This window comes from Alkalihalobacillus alcalophilus ATCC 27647 = CGMCC 1.3604, from assembly GCF_000292245.2.
Classification (GTDB): domain Bacteria; phylum Bacillota; class Bacilli; order Bacillales; family Bacillaceae_D; genus Alkalihalobacillus; species Alkalihalobacillus alcalophilus.
Genome location: NZ_ALPT02000085.1, coordinates 1 through 16,906, shown reverse-complemented (window position 1 = coordinate 16,906; position 16,906 = coordinate 1). Strand labels below are relative to the sequence as shown.

General features: G+C 38.0%; 21 protein-coding genes. 6 read left to right on the top strand and 15 right to left on the bottom strand.

Annotated features, from left to right (window positions below):
* A partial coding sequence (locus tag BALCAV_RS21805; RefSeq protein WP_152563066.1) for an RNA-guided endonuclease TnpB family protein occupies positions 1-280 on the top strand: 280 nt, incomplete at its 5' end.
* 123 nt (positions 281-403) lie between these two features.
* On the opposite strand, the gene BALCAV_RS22430 is transcribed toward BALCAV_RS21805, so the two are convergent.
* The 8 genes from BALCAV_RS22430 to BALCAV_RS17480 all read right to left on the bottom strand — a co-directional run bounded on the left by BALCAV_RS22430 (position 404) and on the right by BALCAV_RS17480 (position 4,329).
* The gene (locus BALCAV_RS22430) at positions 404-562 is read right to left on the bottom strand and encodes a hypothetical protein (RefSeq protein ID WP_160173436.1); all 159 of its coding nucleotides are present in this window, start codon (positions 560-562) and stop codon (positions 404-406) included.
* A gap of 40 nt (positions 563-602) precedes the next feature.
* Positions 603-1,322, bottom strand: coding sequence for an alpha/beta fold hydrolase (locus tag BALCAV_RS17505; RefSeq protein WP_003324527.1), 720 nt, complete (start codon positions 1,320-1,322; stop codon positions 603-605).
* A gap of 237 nt (positions 1,323-1,559) precedes the next feature.
* Complete coding sequence (locus BALCAV_RS17500; RefSeq protein ID WP_040324177.1) at positions 1,560-1,997, bottom strand: phosphatase PAP2 family protein; 438 nt, start codon at positions 1,995-1,997, stop codon at positions 1,560-1,562.
* Entirely contained in the window at positions 1,988-2,158 is a 171-nt protein-coding gene (locus BALCAV_RS22870) for a UDP-diphosphatase (RefSeq protein WP_235213137.1), read from the bottom strand. The genes BALCAV_RS17500 and BALCAV_RS22870 overlap by 10 nt, the downstream gene beginning before the upstream one ends.
* A 281-nt stretch (positions 2,159-2,439) precedes the next feature.
* Entirely contained in the window at positions 2,440-2,904 is a 465-nt protein-coding gene (locus tag BALCAV_RS17495) for a DinB family protein (RefSeq protein ID WP_003324525.1), read from the bottom strand.
* Between the two features lie 158 nt (positions 2,905-3,062).
* Complete coding sequence (locus BALCAV_RS17490) at positions 3,063-3,539, bottom strand: GNAT family N-acetyltransferase (protein ID WP_003324524.1); 477 nt, start codon at positions 3,537-3,539, stop codon at positions 3,063-3,065.
* Between the two features lie 131 nt (positions 3,540-3,670).
* Positions 3,671-3,871 (bottom strand): hypothetical protein, encoded by a 201-nt coding sequence (locus BALCAV_RS17485; protein WP_003324522.1) that lies wholly within the window; start codon positions 3,869-3,871, stop codon positions 3,671-3,673.
* Between the two features lie 182 nt (positions 3,872-4,053).
* Positions 4,054-4,329, bottom strand: a complete 276-nt coding sequence (locus tag BALCAV_RS17480; protein ID WP_003324521.1) for a hypothetical protein — start codon at positions 4,327-4,329, stop codon at positions 4,054-4,056.
* A gap of 661 nt (positions 4,330-4,990) precedes the next feature.
* On the opposite strand from BALCAV_RS17480, the gene BALCAV_RS17475 reads away from it, so the two are divergent.
* The 4 genes from BALCAV_RS17475 (at position 4,991) to BALCAV_RS17460 (ending at position 9,278) form a co-directional block, all read left to right on the top strand.
* Positions 4,991-7,033: a HelD family protein gene (locus BALCAV_RS17475; protein WP_003321503.1), complete on the top strand. Its 2,043-nt coding sequence runs from the start codon at positions 4,991-4,993 to the stop codon at positions 7,031-7,033.
* 232 nt (positions 7,034-7,265) lie between these two features.
* Entirely contained in the window at positions 7,266-8,081 is an 816-nt protein-coding gene (locus BALCAV_RS17470) for a TrmB family transcriptional regulator (protein ID WP_003321502.1), read from the top strand.
* Between the two features lie 139 nt (positions 8,082-8,220).
* Entirely contained in the window at positions 8,221-8,955 is a 735-nt protein-coding gene (locus BALCAV_RS17465) for an AzlC family ABC transporter permease (protein ID WP_003321501.1), read from the top strand.
* On the top strand, positions 8,952-9,278 hold the full coding sequence (locus tag BALCAV_RS17460) for an AzlD domain-containing protein (RefSeq protein WP_003321500.1): 327 nt from the start codon (positions 8,952-8,954) through the stop codon (positions 9,276-9,278). Before BALCAV_RS17465 ends, BALCAV_RS17460 begins: the two co-directional genes overlap by 4 nt.
* A 61-nt stretch (positions 9,279-9,339) precedes the next feature.
* On the opposite strand, the gene BALCAV_RS17455 is transcribed toward BALCAV_RS17460, so the two are convergent.
* The gene (locus tag BALCAV_RS17455; RefSeq protein ID WP_003321499.1) at positions 9,340-10,056 is read right to left on the bottom strand and encodes a DsbA family oxidoreductase; all 717 of its coding nucleotides are present in this window, start codon (positions 10,054-10,056) and stop codon (positions 9,340-9,342) included.
* Between the two features lie 198 nt (positions 10,057-10,254).
* On the opposite strand from BALCAV_RS17455, the gene BALCAV_RS17450 reads away from it, so the two are divergent.
* Positions 10,255-10,788, top strand: a complete 534-nt coding sequence (locus BALCAV_RS17450) for a GNAT family N-acetyltransferase (protein ID WP_003321498.1) — start codon at positions 10,255-10,257, stop codon at positions 10,786-10,788.
* 121 nt (positions 10,789-10,909) lie between these two features.
* Here BALCAV_RS17450 and BALCAV_RS17445 read toward each other — a convergent pair whose 3' ends face one another.
* From BALCAV_RS17445 to BALCAV_RS21800, 6 genes are all read right to left on the bottom strand, one after another.
* A complete protein-coding gene (locus tag BALCAV_RS17445) occupies positions 10,910-11,734 on the bottom strand; it encodes an ABC transporter ATP-binding protein (RefSeq protein ID WP_040324175.1) in 825 nt (274 codons plus the stop codon).
* 15 nt (positions 11,735-11,749) lie between these two features.
* Positions 11,750-12,790 carry a FecCD family ABC transporter permease gene (locus BALCAV_RS17440; protein WP_003320719.1) on the bottom strand — a complete coding sequence of 347 codons (1,041 nt, stop codon included), beginning with the start codon at positions 12,788-12,790 and terminating at the stop codon, positions 11,750-11,752.
* Positions 12,783-13,799: a FecCD family ABC transporter permease gene (locus BALCAV_RS17435; protein WP_003320718.1), complete on the bottom strand. Its 1,017-nt coding sequence runs from the start codon at positions 13,797-13,799 to the stop codon at positions 12,783-12,785. The genes BALCAV_RS17440 and BALCAV_RS17435 overlap by 8 nt, the downstream gene beginning before the upstream one ends.
* 62 nt (positions 13,800-13,861) lie before the next feature.
* Positions 13,862-14,851, bottom strand: a complete 990-nt coding sequence (locus tag BALCAV_RS17430) for an ABC transporter substrate-binding protein (RefSeq protein WP_003320716.1) — start codon at positions 14,849-14,851, stop codon at positions 13,862-13,864.
* Positions 14,852-15,141: 290 nt separating this feature from the next.
* Positions 15,142-15,597, bottom strand: a complete 456-nt coding sequence (locus tag BALCAV_RS17425; protein ID WP_003320714.1) for an SRPBCC family protein — start codon at positions 15,595-15,597, stop codon at positions 15,142-15,144.
* A gap of 1,147 nt (positions 15,598-16,744) precedes the next feature.
* A complete protein-coding gene (locus BALCAV_RS21800) occupies positions 16,745-16,894 on the bottom strand; it encodes a zinc ribbon domain-containing protein (RefSeq protein WP_412143045.1) in 150 nt (49 codons plus the stop codon).
* Positions 16,895-16,906 lie beyond the last annotated feature (12 nt).

Sequence of the window (16,906 nt, the reverse complement as noted above, 5' to 3'; positions counted from 1 at the left end):
GCGTAATCATAAGTTAGCCAAATCCATCTCGGATGTATCCTGGTCTGCCTTTGTATCGAAATTAGAATACAAAGCAAAATGGTACGGGAAAACCATCGTGAAAATAAGCAGGTGGTATCCATCTAGTCAAATCTGTTCCGAATGTGGACATCAAGACGGCAAGAAATCTCTTGAAATAAGGGATTGGACGTGTCCTATTTGCGATAAACATCACGATCGAGATATCAATGCCAGCCAAAATATTCTAGCTGAAGGGTTAAGAACCTTCCACACGGCTTAAAACAACATCCAGAACCGTAGGAATCGACGGGGATAGCTTGGTCCATAAGAGAAACCTCTGTCGGCAAAGAAATGCGCTGGCAAGTACGCTCTGTTCCCAAGAATCTCCCACTTCAAGCGTTAGCTAAGTGGCGAGTAGTTCAAAATAAAATAGACCATATAAAATAATCAGGAGCATCGGCAATAATTTAAAGAAGACCGTCGCTAATGAACTAGTCGCTTCAAAGAAAAAAATGTAATAACTACCCATGAATAAAATCAACAGCGAAATAAACGCTTTCATAAAACGCCTCCCTTCACCTATACTTTTTTAATGTATATGACTAAGCTCGGAGAAATTGTTCTAGTATTTGATTAAAGAGTTGTGGCTGCTCTTGGTGAACAAGGTGACCAGCAAAAGGGATAACTGCGACATGAACACTTGGGTATTTTTCTAAATAATGGACAATTCCTTTAATTTCAGGCAAAACCTTCTCCCCTGCTGCTACTAATGTCGGAATTTTTTTTGTATGCTTTAACTCTTCAATTAACTCAAACGGATACCAACCTTCCTCCAAGGATAAAGTCACAAATTTTTTCCAATCATTCATTGGATGAAGCTTCTGAAAAAAGGCGTCCACTTCCGGGTCTCCGAGTAAAGATTTCTTTTGTTCCCTTGAATCCTCCTCAAGCTCATCCCAATTCTCCGTCTTGATTGGCTGAACACCTGTAATACAAAGAGATTTCACAAGCTCTGGATATAAGTTTGTAAAGTGAATGGCTAAAAAAGAGCCCGCTGAACTACCTACAATATGAACTTTCTCTAATTTATAATGCTTAATCGTTTCATATAAATCTTTTGTACCGATCCGAATTAATTCGTCAATTGATTCATAATTATTCTGCGCTGATTTTCCATGGCCACTTAAATCGGGCATAATAACTTGATAACTGTTTGAAAAGTATTCCTTCTGTACTTGATAATCAGATTGACTCGTTTCCCCACCCGAATGTAAAAATAAAAGCGGTTCCCCTTTTCCATATATCTCCGTATGCAAAATCATCTGATCACTCCTTTTTCAAATTAAAAGTCAATAAAATTTATTTATTAAGAAAATTTTAACATTTATACTACTCAAATAACTAGTACAAAATGGTACGGATGAACTTCCTGTTTCGCTCTGCTGAAGCTCCCTTCCTTTAAGTAAATAAAAAACGACAAGAGTTTCATTTATCCTCTCGTCGTTTTGGCTATTAAAGGGGCTTTTGAGGCACCCTTATTTACTTATTCTTCTTGGTTTTTAGTTATCTAAACTTCTCTCATTGTTTTTCTTTGGTGGCAATATTTTATTTTCTATTCTTTCATAAACGTTTAGTAGTTTATAGACCAACTGTGAATTCGGTACCCAATAATACATCACAATGGCAAAGACGATGGCAATGAAAGCACCGACAATGATGTCAAATGGGTAATGGACACCCACCGCAATTCTTGAAATCCCTACTAATAGAGCGAGTATAAGCCATATCACATTCTTTTTATTAAATAACCAGAAGGCTACACAAAATGCAAAAAATAAAATCGTATGATCACTTGGAAATGAGTTATCAATATCTTTAAAAACAAGTTGATTTACTTCGACCATTTCATGAAAGGGTTGATAATTGTGGTAAAGAAGACCAACTAAATTCCCTGTAATCCAAGCTAAAATAAAAGCAAAACCACCTGCTAAAACCATATGCCTATGTGTTTCTGTTCGTTTAAACCAAAAAATAAAACCATTAAGGCTAAAAAAATGACAGTATATTCGGCAATCCAAATAAAAGGTGTATTTAAAAAAGGATAATCAAATCCGAGATCGTTAACGGTCCGAAACCAATTTTCATTTAATTCTCTCATAAATTATATTCTCCAATACTATTTATTAACCAATAATTGAACTAGATTTAGAAACTTCATTTTAACATAGGCTTTACATAGAATTAACAAAAACTTTACTTTTTGATATTTTCACAAATGAAAAGGGTCGTCTTAATAACAAAAAATAACCCATCGAATCAACATAGAATGATTTTGATGGGTTATTACCTTTTTCATATGGAGTTTGTCTTTCGAGTAGCAACGATCTGCCAACTAAAACTAAGAATAATTTTCTTGTTTAAATAAACCACTTTTATTGTCTATAAGTTCACGTTAGATGTTTGAAGCTTTTCCTTAATCTGTTTCATATGATGAGCGTCGTGTTTCACAAAGATTTTGGTAAAACTTTCGACCGAAAACGCCCTTTTTCCTGTACCAATTGTAAACCGAACCTCTTTATCTACTTCTGATAAGGCTGCTACTAGCCGTTTTCTCGTTTGTAAAAACATATGTATAATTTCAAATGCTGACTTTCCCTCTAATGATTGAAGTGCTTTTACATTAAATGGGTCATGCTCTGGAAAAGCGGGTAAGTTGCTTTGAGGTGTCATTTTAGGTACCATATTTTCTAAATTATACTTATCCCAGGCGTATAGATGGGCGATGATTTCACTAATCGACCACTTTCCAGCTTCAACAGGTTCTGTTAGCTTATTCTCTTCTAAACTATTTAGTGGAACCATTTCATCCAGCATGAGTTCAAATTGGTTTATTGTCTTATTCATTATACCCTCCGTTTAATTGTCTTTATATTCAGTATATATAAACAACCCGACAAAAACAAGAACGTATATTCTTATTTCATCTCTCATTACACCCCTTCGCACTTAGAGGAGGAGTGCTTTTTAACAAGCCTCCAACTTATTCATTTACTGGTTTCCTTTTAATCATCGATTAGGCTTTTTGTCATAATCGGCATTTGACTAAATCCTAAATCATTATAAAGTGGCTTTGCAGCTGTACTTGACCATAACCTTACCCGGCCACAACCCTTTTCTTTTAACCATGTATTAACCTCATCTACTAAAAGACGGGCAAGTCCTTGTTTGCGATATCCTTGTTCTGTATAAACACTAACAACCCAGCCAATTAACGTTTGCTCAGCAGCGAGTGGGTATAAGTATTCTTCTCTTAATAAGCCACCCGCACATGCTACAAGATGACCTTCTGAATTTACAGCGACCCGAAACATTAATTCACCTTTTAAAGCCCGGTCTTCAAAAAGCTCTTTTACCTTTTGTACTCTTTCCTGATTCGGGATAGGAATTTGATCGATTTCACTCATTTCGCACGTCATCTTATACCAAAATTCACTTATTTGTTCAAGCTCTAGTTCAGTTGCCTGTCTTGTCTCGTACATTAAAAATCTCCTTTACCGATTTTATTTACCCTCTCTCTTTATTATATCTGAAATATCTGAACCTATCATTTAACTCAACTCAAAAAAGGCTTAGACATCCTACTTTATCTAAGGCCCTACTATGAAAAGATTTACATTCGTTTATCCGTTTCATTTTCATCTTCTAATTCCAAATGTTTAACCGTTATATCAATGTTTAGTGCGTGATCAATTAAAGCAATTTCTTCCCTCAAATAGGCTACTAAACTTTCATTCTCTGTGATTTGTACCCTCATCTGTTCTAACATGAGCTTATCCCTTACAAGAAGAAATACCTCCTCATGATGTAACATCATCAACACTCCTTATTAACAGTCTTACCATAAATAAGTATCCCCGATAATGAAAAAGGACAAACTCTAAATTACACATTTCACCAAAACATTTGAGCTTTTCCCAGCAGGAACTTTGAATTCATTAGTAAAAGCTCCTTCCGTTCAGCTATCAGGAAGGAGCTCTCTCTTTGAGCAATTTTTTATGAAGGACGCCACCATGATTGAACCGTGTTAACAGCAGTTTGATAGTCGTACCCTTGGCCAAGTAGATATCCGATCGATACGGCTTCTGTTAAAGCATGTTCATATCCAACGACTGGACATGAGTCAATGCCATAGTATATTGCTGGCAAGGCTGCTTCTAAAGTTCGCTGGGCTTGATACGTATTTTGATAATGATTCGGCGAAAACCACTGTGCTCGCTGTGGAAATGAGGTAGGGATTGTCGTTTTCTGTTCTAGTCTACGATTATGCACGTTCATCCACCTTCTTCATAAATAATAGTATCCTTATAATTATGAAGCTATTGGAAAAAACAGAATAGATTTTATAACCGATTTTAACATAAAAAATAACCATTCTTAAAAAAGAATCGCCACTCTAATTTCCATTTTATGTAAATTTATTTTTACCAGTTGTATACTATCTAGCTTAGCAAAATCTAAAATATAAGTCTATATTTTTTTTGCATAATCCTAGAAAATATAGAAGTAGTTGCCCACAGGGTTGTAGCGAATGGGCTTCGCTTTTTATCAATCTAGCTATGCCTGTTAGAAGCTCGAGAAAAATCGGTCGTCTTTTTGAAGACAAAAAGCGTCTTCAACAGTCGCCCTTTATTTTTTCTCGCTTCTGACCAAACAGGCTTCGCTTTTTATCAATCTAGCTACGCCTGTTAGAAGCTCGAGAAAAATCGGTCGTCTTTTTGAAGACAAAAAAGCGGCTTCAACAGTCGCCCTTTATTTTTTCTCGCTTCTGACCAAACAGGCTTCGCTTTTTATCAATCTAGCTACGCCTGTTAGAAGCTCTAGAAAAATCGGTCGTCTTTTTGAAGACAAAAAGCGTCTTCAACAGCCGCCCTGTATTTTTTCTCGCTTCTGACCAAACAGGCTTCGCTTTTTAATTAGGGAGGATGATTATATGTCTAAACAGGAAGAAATAAAGGTATTAGAGGAAAAATTAGTTATCTTAACGAGGCAATACAAACAACTGCAGGAAATTCCTCCATATACAGGTGAGGACTTTAACTTGCAAGTATTAGAAGCAAGTCGACAACGGCAAACAGCAGCCCTAGAAATCGCTTTAAAAGAACCTTATTTTGGAAGGCTTGATTTTGAAGACTTTGATGAAGGACAAGTCGAACAACATTATATTGGCAAAACCGGTATCACCGATGAGGAAACAGGAAATATTCTGATCGTTGACTGGAGAGCTCCAGTCGCTAGTTTATTTTACGCCTTTTCAGGGAGTGAGGATGATGTTTATTACGAGTCTCCAGATGGCCTCATCGACGGGGAAATTCACTTAAAAAGAAACCTTATAATCCGTGAAAATAACGTCCAACGAGTCGTTGATAGTTATGTACGTGGTCAACAAGAAACAAGTGGAGGTGATGAGTTTCTTCTTTATAAACTAGGAGAACAAAAGGATAATCGTTTGCGAGATATCGTCGCCACGATTCAAGGTGAACAAAATAAAATTATCCGCCACCCAAGAAACCAAGTTGTGATCATTCAAGGGGTAGCTGGGAGTGGAAAGACGACTGTCGCCCTACACAGACTAGCTTATTTACTTTATGAATATCGAGAACAAATCCGTGCAGAGAGAATGATTATTTTTGCCCCGAACTCTGTCTTCCTAGATTATATTTCTCAAGTCTTACCTGAATTAGGAGTAGGTGATATTCAACAAACGACCTTCTCTACTTGGGCACTCACGACTCTTGATGACCATAAACTGAAGCTCATTCCAATGCATGAACGAAGGCGACAGTACTTTGAGATGAGGACAAATGAGCAAATTGATACTGACTGGAATAAACGGACTCAATCATTTAAAGAGAAAATAGATAGAGAATTAGAAAAGCTAGAAGTTGAGTGGATCCCAACCGAAGATTTTGAACCATGGCCAGGTGTTATCTTTCAAAACGAACAGCTTTTACGTTGGATGAATGAGGATTTTAAAGAGGCAGTAGCCATAACAAAATTTGAACGTACAAAGGCTCGGTTAAAACGTTGGATTGAAATTGAAGTAAAACGTTTTGATGATCCCAAAGAACAACAGCAAGCAAAAAGGAAGGCGAATGAACAACTACGCTCCTATTTAAGAAAGTGGAAAAACGAGAAACCTTATGATTTATACATTCGAATTTTAAAAAACTTAGGCAAATTTGAGCTTGCCCCTAAACGTGATCAGCTTGAACTTGAAGATTTAGCTCCCCTGCTTCATATTCAACAAAAATGGTCTGGCATTGATAAAGAGAAACAATTTGATCATGTTGTCATTGACGAAGCCCAAGATTTTTCCCCTTATCAGTTAGCCGTATTAAAGGAGCGAACACGTGGACAGTCATTCACGATCTTAGGTGACTTGTCTCAAGGAATTCATAGTAATGAAGGAATTGAAGAATGGCAGTCATTTATTGATTTGTTCGGCGAGACTAAAACTGCTTATTTTGAAATGGATAAAAGTTATCGCTCAACGTATGAGATCATCGAGTTTTCCAATATTATTTTAAGTCATTTAGAAAATAGACCAACTTATGCAAAGCCTGTTTTCCGAAGTGGGGATAATGTTAATCTTCAAGCAGTCACGAAAGAGGAAGAAGCCGAATCCATTGTGCATTGGGTAAATAAGATGCAATCAAAAGGAATGAATACGCTGGCGATTATAACGAGGACAGAGAAAGAAACTAATTCTTATTATCACCAATTAAAGCGACAAATTCCTGACCTTACCGTCGTATCGTCTCAAGACCACTCTTATCAAGGAGGACTCTCCATTTTACCGGTTTATGTTTCAAAAGGCTTGGAATTCGATGCTGTCCTTGTCCTTGGAGCAGATGAACAAAATTATCCAAAAGAGCCTTTAGCCACTAAACTGTTGTATGTCGCTTGTACACGGGCCTTACATCACCTAGACATAATGTACAGTGGTACACTTTCAAAACTTTTGCAAAAATAAGAGAGTATCAGACTAGTTATGAGAAAATCCCCCCTCCTGCCTTTTTTAATGGTGGGGGGATTTTATTTTCGGCAACGTTCCTCGGGCGATTCCCCACATCATCGCCGACCTAATTCCTTTCCACAGCACCCCTCATTTTTTCTGACTTTTCGAACTTTATTTACACAATTGACAAAAGTTATCAGCATTCCTTATAGTAAGGAGGGAACTAACTACTAAAATGGAGGTACAAATGGAGGACGTTTACAAGGAACTACAAAAGCTTGGCTTTTCTAAATATGAATGTAAAGCGTATATCGGTCTTTTAAGGAATTCTCCTGTTACAGGTTATGAAATTAGCAAACGTTCTGGCGTTCCTCGCTCCATGATTTATGAAGTAGTTGGCAAGCTAGTTGATAAAGGAGCTGTTTATACAGTTCCATCAGACCCTGTTACATACGCACCTTTACCTGCAAAAGAATTATTAAGTCGATTGCGTCAAAACTTTGATGAATCCTTTAATTTTTTAGAAAAACAGCTTGAATCGTTAGAAACCGAACAAGAGGTTGATGTTATTAGACGAATCAGCACTGATGAGCATGTACTAGCTGAAATGTTAGACATGGTTTCAAAGGCAAAGGATGAGTTATGGCTTTCATTATGGAGCCCACAAGTAGCGCCAATATTAGAAGAAGTAAAAAATAGAATTGATGAGGGTCTTGAAGTTTATTCCCTTATTTTTGGAGCACCTGATACAGAATTGGGTGTCACGACACATCATGATTATATGGAGCCGGAAATTGCCGAGGAACGTGTCAGTGGTCATTTAACGATTGTCGCAAGGGATCAAGAGGAAGTTTTAATTGCAAACTTCGCCCCTGATACAAGTGCTTGGGCGATTAAATCTACCGATCCTGCTTTAATACTCGTGGCTTTAGAATATATTCGTCACGATATGATGTACTCACGACTCACTCAAGCAGTCGGTCCAGAAAAAGCCGCTTCGTTATGGAAAGATAATAAAGATTTATACCATGTTGTTACCGGCAAACGGTTCATGTACGAATGAACCGTCTTTTCTTACCAAAAACATTAGACGTTATTGAACTAACTACTTTAATACACTAAAGGATGTTGTAGTACAGAAGATTTTTTAAAAAAGCTCCTAATAAAAGGGAGCCATACATAGAAAAGGAGACTCTGATCGTATGGGAATTGCCAATGTTCACGTGAAAGATACTATTAGTAAACAGACAGAAATGAACGCCTTACAAGGTGCAAAAGCTAGTATCCCTACAGTCATGGGTTATACGAGTGTTGGGATTGCGGCTGGATTAGTTGGCGTCGCTTCTAATTTAAGTCCACTAGAAATCACTCTCCTGGCTACCTTTATGTATGGTGGGGCCTCCCAATTTATTATCTATGGACTTATAGTTGCTGCAACGCCGCTTTCTATGATTATTTTTACAACCTTTATCGTAAACTTAAGGCATTTTCTCTTATGTCTTTCGCTTGCCCCACATTTTAAAGAGTTTTCTTTAAAGAAAAATATCCTTATCGGTGCCTTTATAACCGATGAAACATTTGGGGTCGCTTCAAATAAAAGGGCAAGAGGGTTTCAAATTAGTCCTAGTTGGATGTATGGCCTCAACTTCAGCGCTTATACAACTTGGGTTTTAGCTTGTTTAACAGGTTCCTTGTTAGCAAAGTGGATTTCAAACCCGGAAGCATTGGGACTTGATTTTGCCTTAACGGCTATGTTTGTTGCCCTGCTTATTTTACAATTACAAAGTGTCACGACTAGCAAGTTAAAACACCATTTATCACTTGTTATTTATATGATTATCGCGATGCTACTACTCATGACAATAATGCCTTCCCACTTAGCACTTGTAGTTGCTACAGTTGTAGTCGCAACAATTGGGGTGGTGACAGATAAATGACATTAACTACTACGATGGTTGTCTTAATTATTGGCTGTGCTCTCGTGACTATTATTCCGAGAATACTCCCTTTTATATTCGTTAAAAAGCTACAGCTACCAGATGTCGTTTTAAAATGGTTATCCTTTATCCCTGTATGTATTTTAACGGCCCTTGTTGTGCAAAGTGTTGTCAATGTCGATGCAGATGGATTTGTCATTGATCAATCGGTTATCCTCGTCCTCATCCCGACGATTGCCGTTGCCATTTTAACGAAGAGCTTATCGATTACCGTTATAACCGGAGTCGGCTTTATGGCCGTTGTCCGTCTGTTTTTTAGCTAAAAAGGAGATAAGGAGCTAAATGCCCCTTATCTCCTCTTTATTTTGCCTTGTCATTTAAACTTTAGATTTCACATGAGTCGTCCGTGCACATGCCTGCTTGATTGTTGTTTCCTTTTTCATCTTTAAGAACTTGAAGTTGCGGCTTTTCCTCTTCTTGCACTTTTTCTAATACTTCTAAAAAGGAAGCTGGCTCTTGGGCGCCTGAAACCGCGTACTTACGGTTAAAGACAAAGAAAGGAACGCCTTGTACTCCCATTTGGGAACCTTCTTGCTGTTCGGAGGTGACCACATCTTTATACTGATCTCCAACTAAAAAGGATAGTACTTTATCTTTATCTAAGCCAACTTCAGCAGCCAATTGAGCTAAACTTTCATGATCACTCACATCAACCCCTTCCGTAAAGTACGCTTTTAAAAGACGGTCCATCATCTGGTTCATTTTTCCTTCTTCTTTTGCTAAATGACTTAAGCGATGAGCATCTAATGTATTTGTCGGTTTAATCTTATCCATATTAAACGTTAGACCAACCTCACTTGCTCTTTGGGCCACTTGTTGATTCATCGCTCGTGCTTTCTCAACAGACATTCCGTATTTTTTTGCAAGGAGTTCATCCATTTTTTGATTTGAGCCTTTTTGCGCGGTTGGATCTAGTTGAAAACTTTTAAACTCTAGTTCCACACCTTCCTTCCCTGAAAACTGTTCTAACGCTTGCTCAAATTTTTTCTCACCAATATAACAAAATGGGCAGGCAATATCCGACCACACTTCTACCTTCATTTTTACACTCTCCTTACTATGAGTTTACTTTTTTAAACTTACTTACATTATGTAGGTTTCATTTTTCAAAAGCAATTTTGTTGCTCATTTTCTGGGTGGATTTGTTTGGGAATTCACAGAATATTTATTACTAATATTACAAAAATTCTGTATACTAGTGGTAAACATTTTGACCATATTCAACAGGGAGGGACAAACTTGACATTTACCATTAGAGAAGCGACGCTAGAAGATGTCAACGAGATAGCCAAAGTACATGTTTCCAGTTGGCAGAGTACATACACAGGAATGACCGATGAGCAATTTTCCAATATTTTAACATATGAATCGTCACGTACTCGCTTTATTGAAAAATTAGGAGAAACTGATGTATTCACTTATGTTGCTGAGCATATTGAGCATGGCATTATTGGTTTTGTCACGACAGGACCTCAGCGCTACGAGGTGGAGGGATATCCAGGTGAAGTTTACGCGATTTATTTATTAGAAGAGTTCCAAGGCAGTGGGGTCGGCAAAAGACTTTTCATAAGAGCGGTTCAACAGCTTGCAACTCTTGGCTTTACTTCCTTTTCCGTCTTATTGATGAAAGAAAACGTCCCCGCCCAACAGTTTTATGACCATTTAGGCGGTAAGAAAATTAAGCAGAGCACATTTGAAATTAATGAAGTGGTATATGAGGATATCTTTTATGGTTGGGAAAATATTCAACACTTTTTAGAAACAATTAAGTAAATAATAAACTTGGTACTTACCTTCTTCACTAATGTCAGCTTATTAAACCTTCACTGTTTATCAAAAAAAGCAGCTTAATATCATTGTGAACTCTTAAGCTGCTCTTTTGTATGAATCGTATTCATACGTGTAAAACTTCCCTTTCCCTATTGCGCTTCCCTACTACTTTTCTCCCTTTACCATGAGGGATACATAGTGGTGTGCCAAAGATTGGGTCTTGTATAATATCGCAATTCATTTGAAAAACATCTTTAACCATCAGCCCTGTAACAACTTCCTCAGGTTGCCCTTGAACATAAATGCCTTTGTTACGGACGGCTACAATATGATGGGCATATCGACAGGCGAGGTTTAAGTCATGAAGAACCATCACAATTGTCCGTTTTTCTTTCTCATTTAATTCGAACAATAAATCAAGAATATCTACTTGATGGGTCATGTCTAAATAAGTCGTCGGTTCATCTAAAAGAATCGTATTTGTTTTTTGGGCTAAAGTCATCGCTATCCAAGCTCTTTGTCTTTGCCCGCCTGATAAAGAATTAACTGGTTTATTTTTAAATTCGCTCATCCCTGTAGCCCTTAGTGCTTCATTTACAATGTCTTCATCGTCTTTGGACCATTGTTTTCTCCAGCTTTGATAAGGATATCTACCTTGTTTAGCAAGTTGTTGAACGGTTAACCCTTCAGGAGCAATCGGTCCTTGTGGAAGGATCGCCATTCTTTTGGCAATTTCTTTAGTAGGCAACGACTTAATCAAATCTCCATTTAAGACAATATCTCCTGACTTTGGTTTCATCAGCCTTGCTAATGAACGTAACAACGTTGATTTCCCACAGCCATTTGCCCCGACAAGAACCGTAATTTCACCCTTAGGTATTATTAGGTTCAAATTCTCAATAATGTTTTTTTCACCATAGTTTAATGTTAATGATTGAGCTTCTAACATCAGACTTACCTCCTCCTACTGGTTTCGGTTTCTATAAAGTAAATAGATAAAAAATGGAGCTCCAATACTTGCCGTAAAAACGCCGGCTGGAACATCTAAAGGTAAAAAAGCCGTTCTTCCGACAATATCTGCAAACATCACGAGAATTCCACCAATCATCGCAGAAATTGGTACAAGCGCTGCAAAAGAACGTCCAATTAACATCCGAGCAATATGTGGAGCGATTAACCCGACAAAACCAATTCCTCCTGCAAACGCGACAGCGGTCCCAGCTAATATTACGCTTATAATGATTAACAGAACACGAAATAATTGAACTTTTACTCCAATACTAATCGCTACATCATCACCTAGTTCTTTTGCATTAATGATTCGAGCTAACATAAAAGTAATCGGAATAAACAATAAGAACCAAGGCAACATCGAAGTAATATCCGTCCAGCTTGCTCCATACAAACTACCCGTTATCCATAAATACGATTTAGTCGTTATAGCCGTATCACTTAAAACAATCATCATTGTCACAATCGCATTCATAATCGCTGAGATTCCGATCCCCATTAACACAAGCCGAATCGGAGTAACCCCCTTGCTCCAAGAAAGAACATAAATTAAAAACGAAACGAAACCGGCTCCAATGATCGCTGATAAAGGTAACCATTGAATGCTAATGGTCCCCATAAAATAAACAATAAAAACAATTGCACCAACTGATGCACCACTTGTAATCCCGATAATATCAGGTGAAGCAAGGGGATTACGAATGATCCCTTGTAAAATTAATCCAGACACAGCAAGCGACGCACCAACCATAAAAGCAAGTATCGTTCTAGGGAGTCGCCATGTATTTAAGATAAAATCATATTCAGGAATACCACTTCCTAATAAATGCCTGAGCACATCAAATGGATTTATAAAACTACTACCGACCGATAGACTCATAATAAAAAGAAGCCAAGTAAAAACAAATATAACAAGAAAAGTGACAATCGTTTTTTTCGTTATTTGAAAAGATATTTTTTCATTTTTACTTCTAAACTGATACGGATCAATCATCTTTGGTTAACCCCTTTCGTGCGATGTAAACAAAAAACGGGGCCCCTATAAAGGCGGTCATTACACCAATCGGCACTTCTTGTGGCATGATAATAAAACGAGCCACTACATCAGCAAATAGTAATAATGATGCACCAACTAGTGCACTGTAAGGGATAACCCAGCGATAATCAGGTCCGACTAAACCTTTTACAATATGTGGAACAACTAAACCAACAAATCCAATCGCTCCTGCAACCGCAACCGAACTGCCAGCAAGTATAATGACCAACACTCCCATAGCTATTTTCAAAAACATGGTTCTTTGACCAAGGCCTTTGGCAACATCTTCTCCAGTCAATAAGACATTAATCGATCTCCCTAAAAAGAAAGCACACAAAGTCGCACCGAAAACATAAGGTAATACAGGAAAAAGCATCTCTAAACTTCTTCCAGAGACAGAACCAGCCATCCAAAATAAAATGCTCTGAATCGACTGTTCATCAATGACTAGTAACCCCTGTGTAAAGGAAGCAAATAAAGCTGTGATCGCCGCACCAGCAAGAATAATTTTGATAGGGCTTAAACCATCCCGGCCCACACTCCCTAAAAAGAAAACTAGAACACCAGCAATACCGGCCCCTAAAAAGGCAATCCACATATAACTCGTTAATGAATTAACAGAAAACACCGTAATCGCTAAAACAATAAAAAACAGTCCACCCGCATTAATCCCTAAAAGGTCAGGTGAAGCTAAGGGGTTTCTTGTCAAAGCTTGCATAAGTGCTCCTGCAATTGCCAAGCTAGAACCAATAACAGTTGCAATGAGAGCCCTTGTTAATCTTGAAGTAGTGACAATGATATGTTCTGTTGAATTAGGATCGTATTGAGTAAAGGCTTCCAAAGTGGTACGAAAACTAATATTCGTTTGACCAAGTGAAACACTTAAAATAAAGGCTGTACATAATAACAAGAAACAAACGACAAGCCCTATTATTTTATAAGATTTTCGATACAATATGTTTCCCATATTACTCCCGCTTTCTTACTTAACATAGAAGGATAGGAGAATGATTCTCCTATCCTTATGGATTATTTCTCTAGTCCTAATCTCTCATAAACATCATCAAGCAGCAAGTTGGCCGCCACAATTCCTCCACCTAAGTTCCAAATGATTTCATCAACGATATACGTTTGCTCCGCTTGTACAGCATCTAAATTCTGCCATAATGGATGAGATGTCCATTCTTCAAAAGTATTCTTAACCGTTTCATCTTCTTCCATAAATGTGTAAAACACATCGGCATTCATTTCAGGAATACTTTCTTTATCCATTAATCTTAGAATCTCTTCATCCGTACCTTCTAAGTTTTTTGGTCCATTAAATCCTAACTCTGTTAAAATGGTACCAGCAAAACCACCTACATAAATTCGCGCGTGATCAGCTCTAAAGTTTAATACAGATACATGCATTGGCCAATCTTCTACATTTTCTTCAGCCTTTGCTTGAAAATCAACCACTCGATTATCCCAATCAGACAAAAGCTCATTCGCTAAGTCTTCTTGATTTAGGGCCTGACCCAATAATTCCGTTGTCTCTTTAAAATTATTTAAAGATTCATCAGCAACAGTTGGTGCAATTTCTGACAATTGCTCAAAAATTTCTTCATGACGTACTCTTGATGCAATAATGAGGTCAGGATTTAGTTTCGCAATTTCCTCTAAATTTGGTTGCGTTTCCTGCCCAACAATCTGAACATCGCCTAAATCATCTTTTAAATAATTATAAACCGGTTGCTCTAACCACGATTCAACAGCACCGACTGGAATAACACCCATTGCAACGGCTGTATCAGTAGCACCTTGGTATAACGTCACAATTCTTTCAGGTGTTCCAGTAATTTCTGTTTCTCCAAGAGCATTAGTAACAACACGAACCTCATCGTCTGTCTCAACTTGTCCTTCATCTTCTACAACCGGCTCTTCTGTGTTATCCTCTTCTGCCTGATTGCCGCAACCGACTAATATTCCCCCAACCAAAAACAAAGACATCAAAAACAAAACAACTGCTTTTTTCGACATATGTATATCTCCTCTTCTTTATCTTAGTAATGATAATGAGAATCATTATCACGTTCAATTGAAGTATAAAAGATATTTCAAATCAAATCAATACAAATTTGTAAATTATTATTTTTTTCTGTCCACTCATACTAATATATTTTAGTTAAAAAGTTCCTCGTCTCCAAGTGATCCAAACAGAAATATCGCATCTCTCATGCTAAAAAGGCCTGTAAGGAGCCATTCCTCACAGGCCTTTTGTCTAAAGTTTTCCCCATTAGATTCTCAAAATAGAAACCTTACTTCCAACACTATTTTGACTTTACTTCTTCTGATTCCAATACTTGCTTAATATTATCCTTCAGTTCTTTACACTGGTTAGGCAAGGTTTTAGCAAGTAGATTATTGATCATTCCTTCCATCATTCCCTTACCAACCATTTGAAGATTAATCTCTATGTCGGTCGTTTGCTCATCAACAATAGACGCCTTAAATGAACCAGAGCCAACGATTCCCTCCTTCTTTGCTTTCAATGTAAAAGTAAGTTCCGTCGGTTCTATAAATTCTGTTTTTGTAACCGTAAATTCAACATCTCTTTTAAACATCCCCGCCTCAACTTTTAAGGTCCAAAGGGAAACATCTTCACTAACCTCTTGATAATCGACATAACCAGGCATATTTACCGCCCAATTATTCATTTCCTTCACATATCCCCATACGTCTTCAATATGGCGTTGTACACGTCCTACTTCCTGTGCAACTGTCATAAGTTTATACCCCCTCAACAAAAATGAATATTCCGACAATACACCCTATATGATAACCCTTACATTTGAAATTTTCTACTATTTTTAATTATAAATTACTCAACTTTCGCATCGAGAAAAACCGTTGGCAGAGCGAATAGAAACTCTTAAACAAATGCCCTTGACACGTTTGAAAAGCGAGAACGCACTATCACACAAAACGGATAAACTGTGCATTAAGAAAAAAATAGACAATGTACAATGCCCTTCGACTGTCGCTCCCAAAACCTCCGCGTCCTGTGGGAACCTGGCGAGCCTCCTCGGCAAGCCTTTCGGGGTCTCGCTCCACGGTTTATTCCCACGGGAGTCTCCGTATGGTTTTGTCCGCTAAGTGTCGTGGAGATGCTTGATGATATCGCCATTCTCAATCTGCTATTTCTAACGCATAAGGACCTTCTTCTTTACTTTGTTAGTTATGAAAAGACATGATTCCAATCGAAACAAGCTCGCTAGTCTAGCTAACGTACAGAGTATCAACACGGATTTGTTTACAACTGTAACGGACTGAGTCATTGAAGAAAAATCATTCTCAAGCTCTTGTACGTTGAAGTAATGACTATTTTTTATTCCATGAGGAGAACCGAACCTAGATTCTATTATCAAGCGGACAAACAGACACGGAGACTCCCGCAGGAATAAACCGTCCAATGAGACCCCGCAAGCGTGCTGAGGAGGCTCATGAGGTTCTCGGCAAGGAGCGGAGTGTCTGTTTGGGAGCGATAGCCGAAGGGCATGAAACAAGTAGAACATAAATCACTCCCATGTCTCGTTTCTGTTTGGTAGCGACAGCCGAAGTGCTTCATCTTAGTGAACAGTTTCCTTCAACAGCCTACGAAGAGATGTGTTCAGACTGTCAACGATTGAACCGTTCATGTAAAGTCCATTTGAGTATTGTATCGCCCTAAAGTCAATCTCTATCAACGGTTAAGAGCCAATCATACTCTGCGAAAGTTGAGATATTTAGATTGAACTACTCGCCACTTAGCTAACGCTTGAAGTGGGAGATTCTTGGGAACAGAGCGTACTTGCCAGCCGATTTCTTTGCCGACAGAGGTTTCTCTTATGGACCAAGCTATCCCCGTCGATTCCTACGGTTCTGGATGTTGTTTTAAGCCGTGTGGAAGGTTCTTACCCCTTCAGCTAGAATATTTTGGCTGGCATTGATATCTCGATCGTGATGTTTATCGCAAATAGGACACGTCCAATCCCTTATTTCAAGAGATTTCTTGCCGTCTTGATGTCCACAATGGGAACATATTTGACTAGAGGG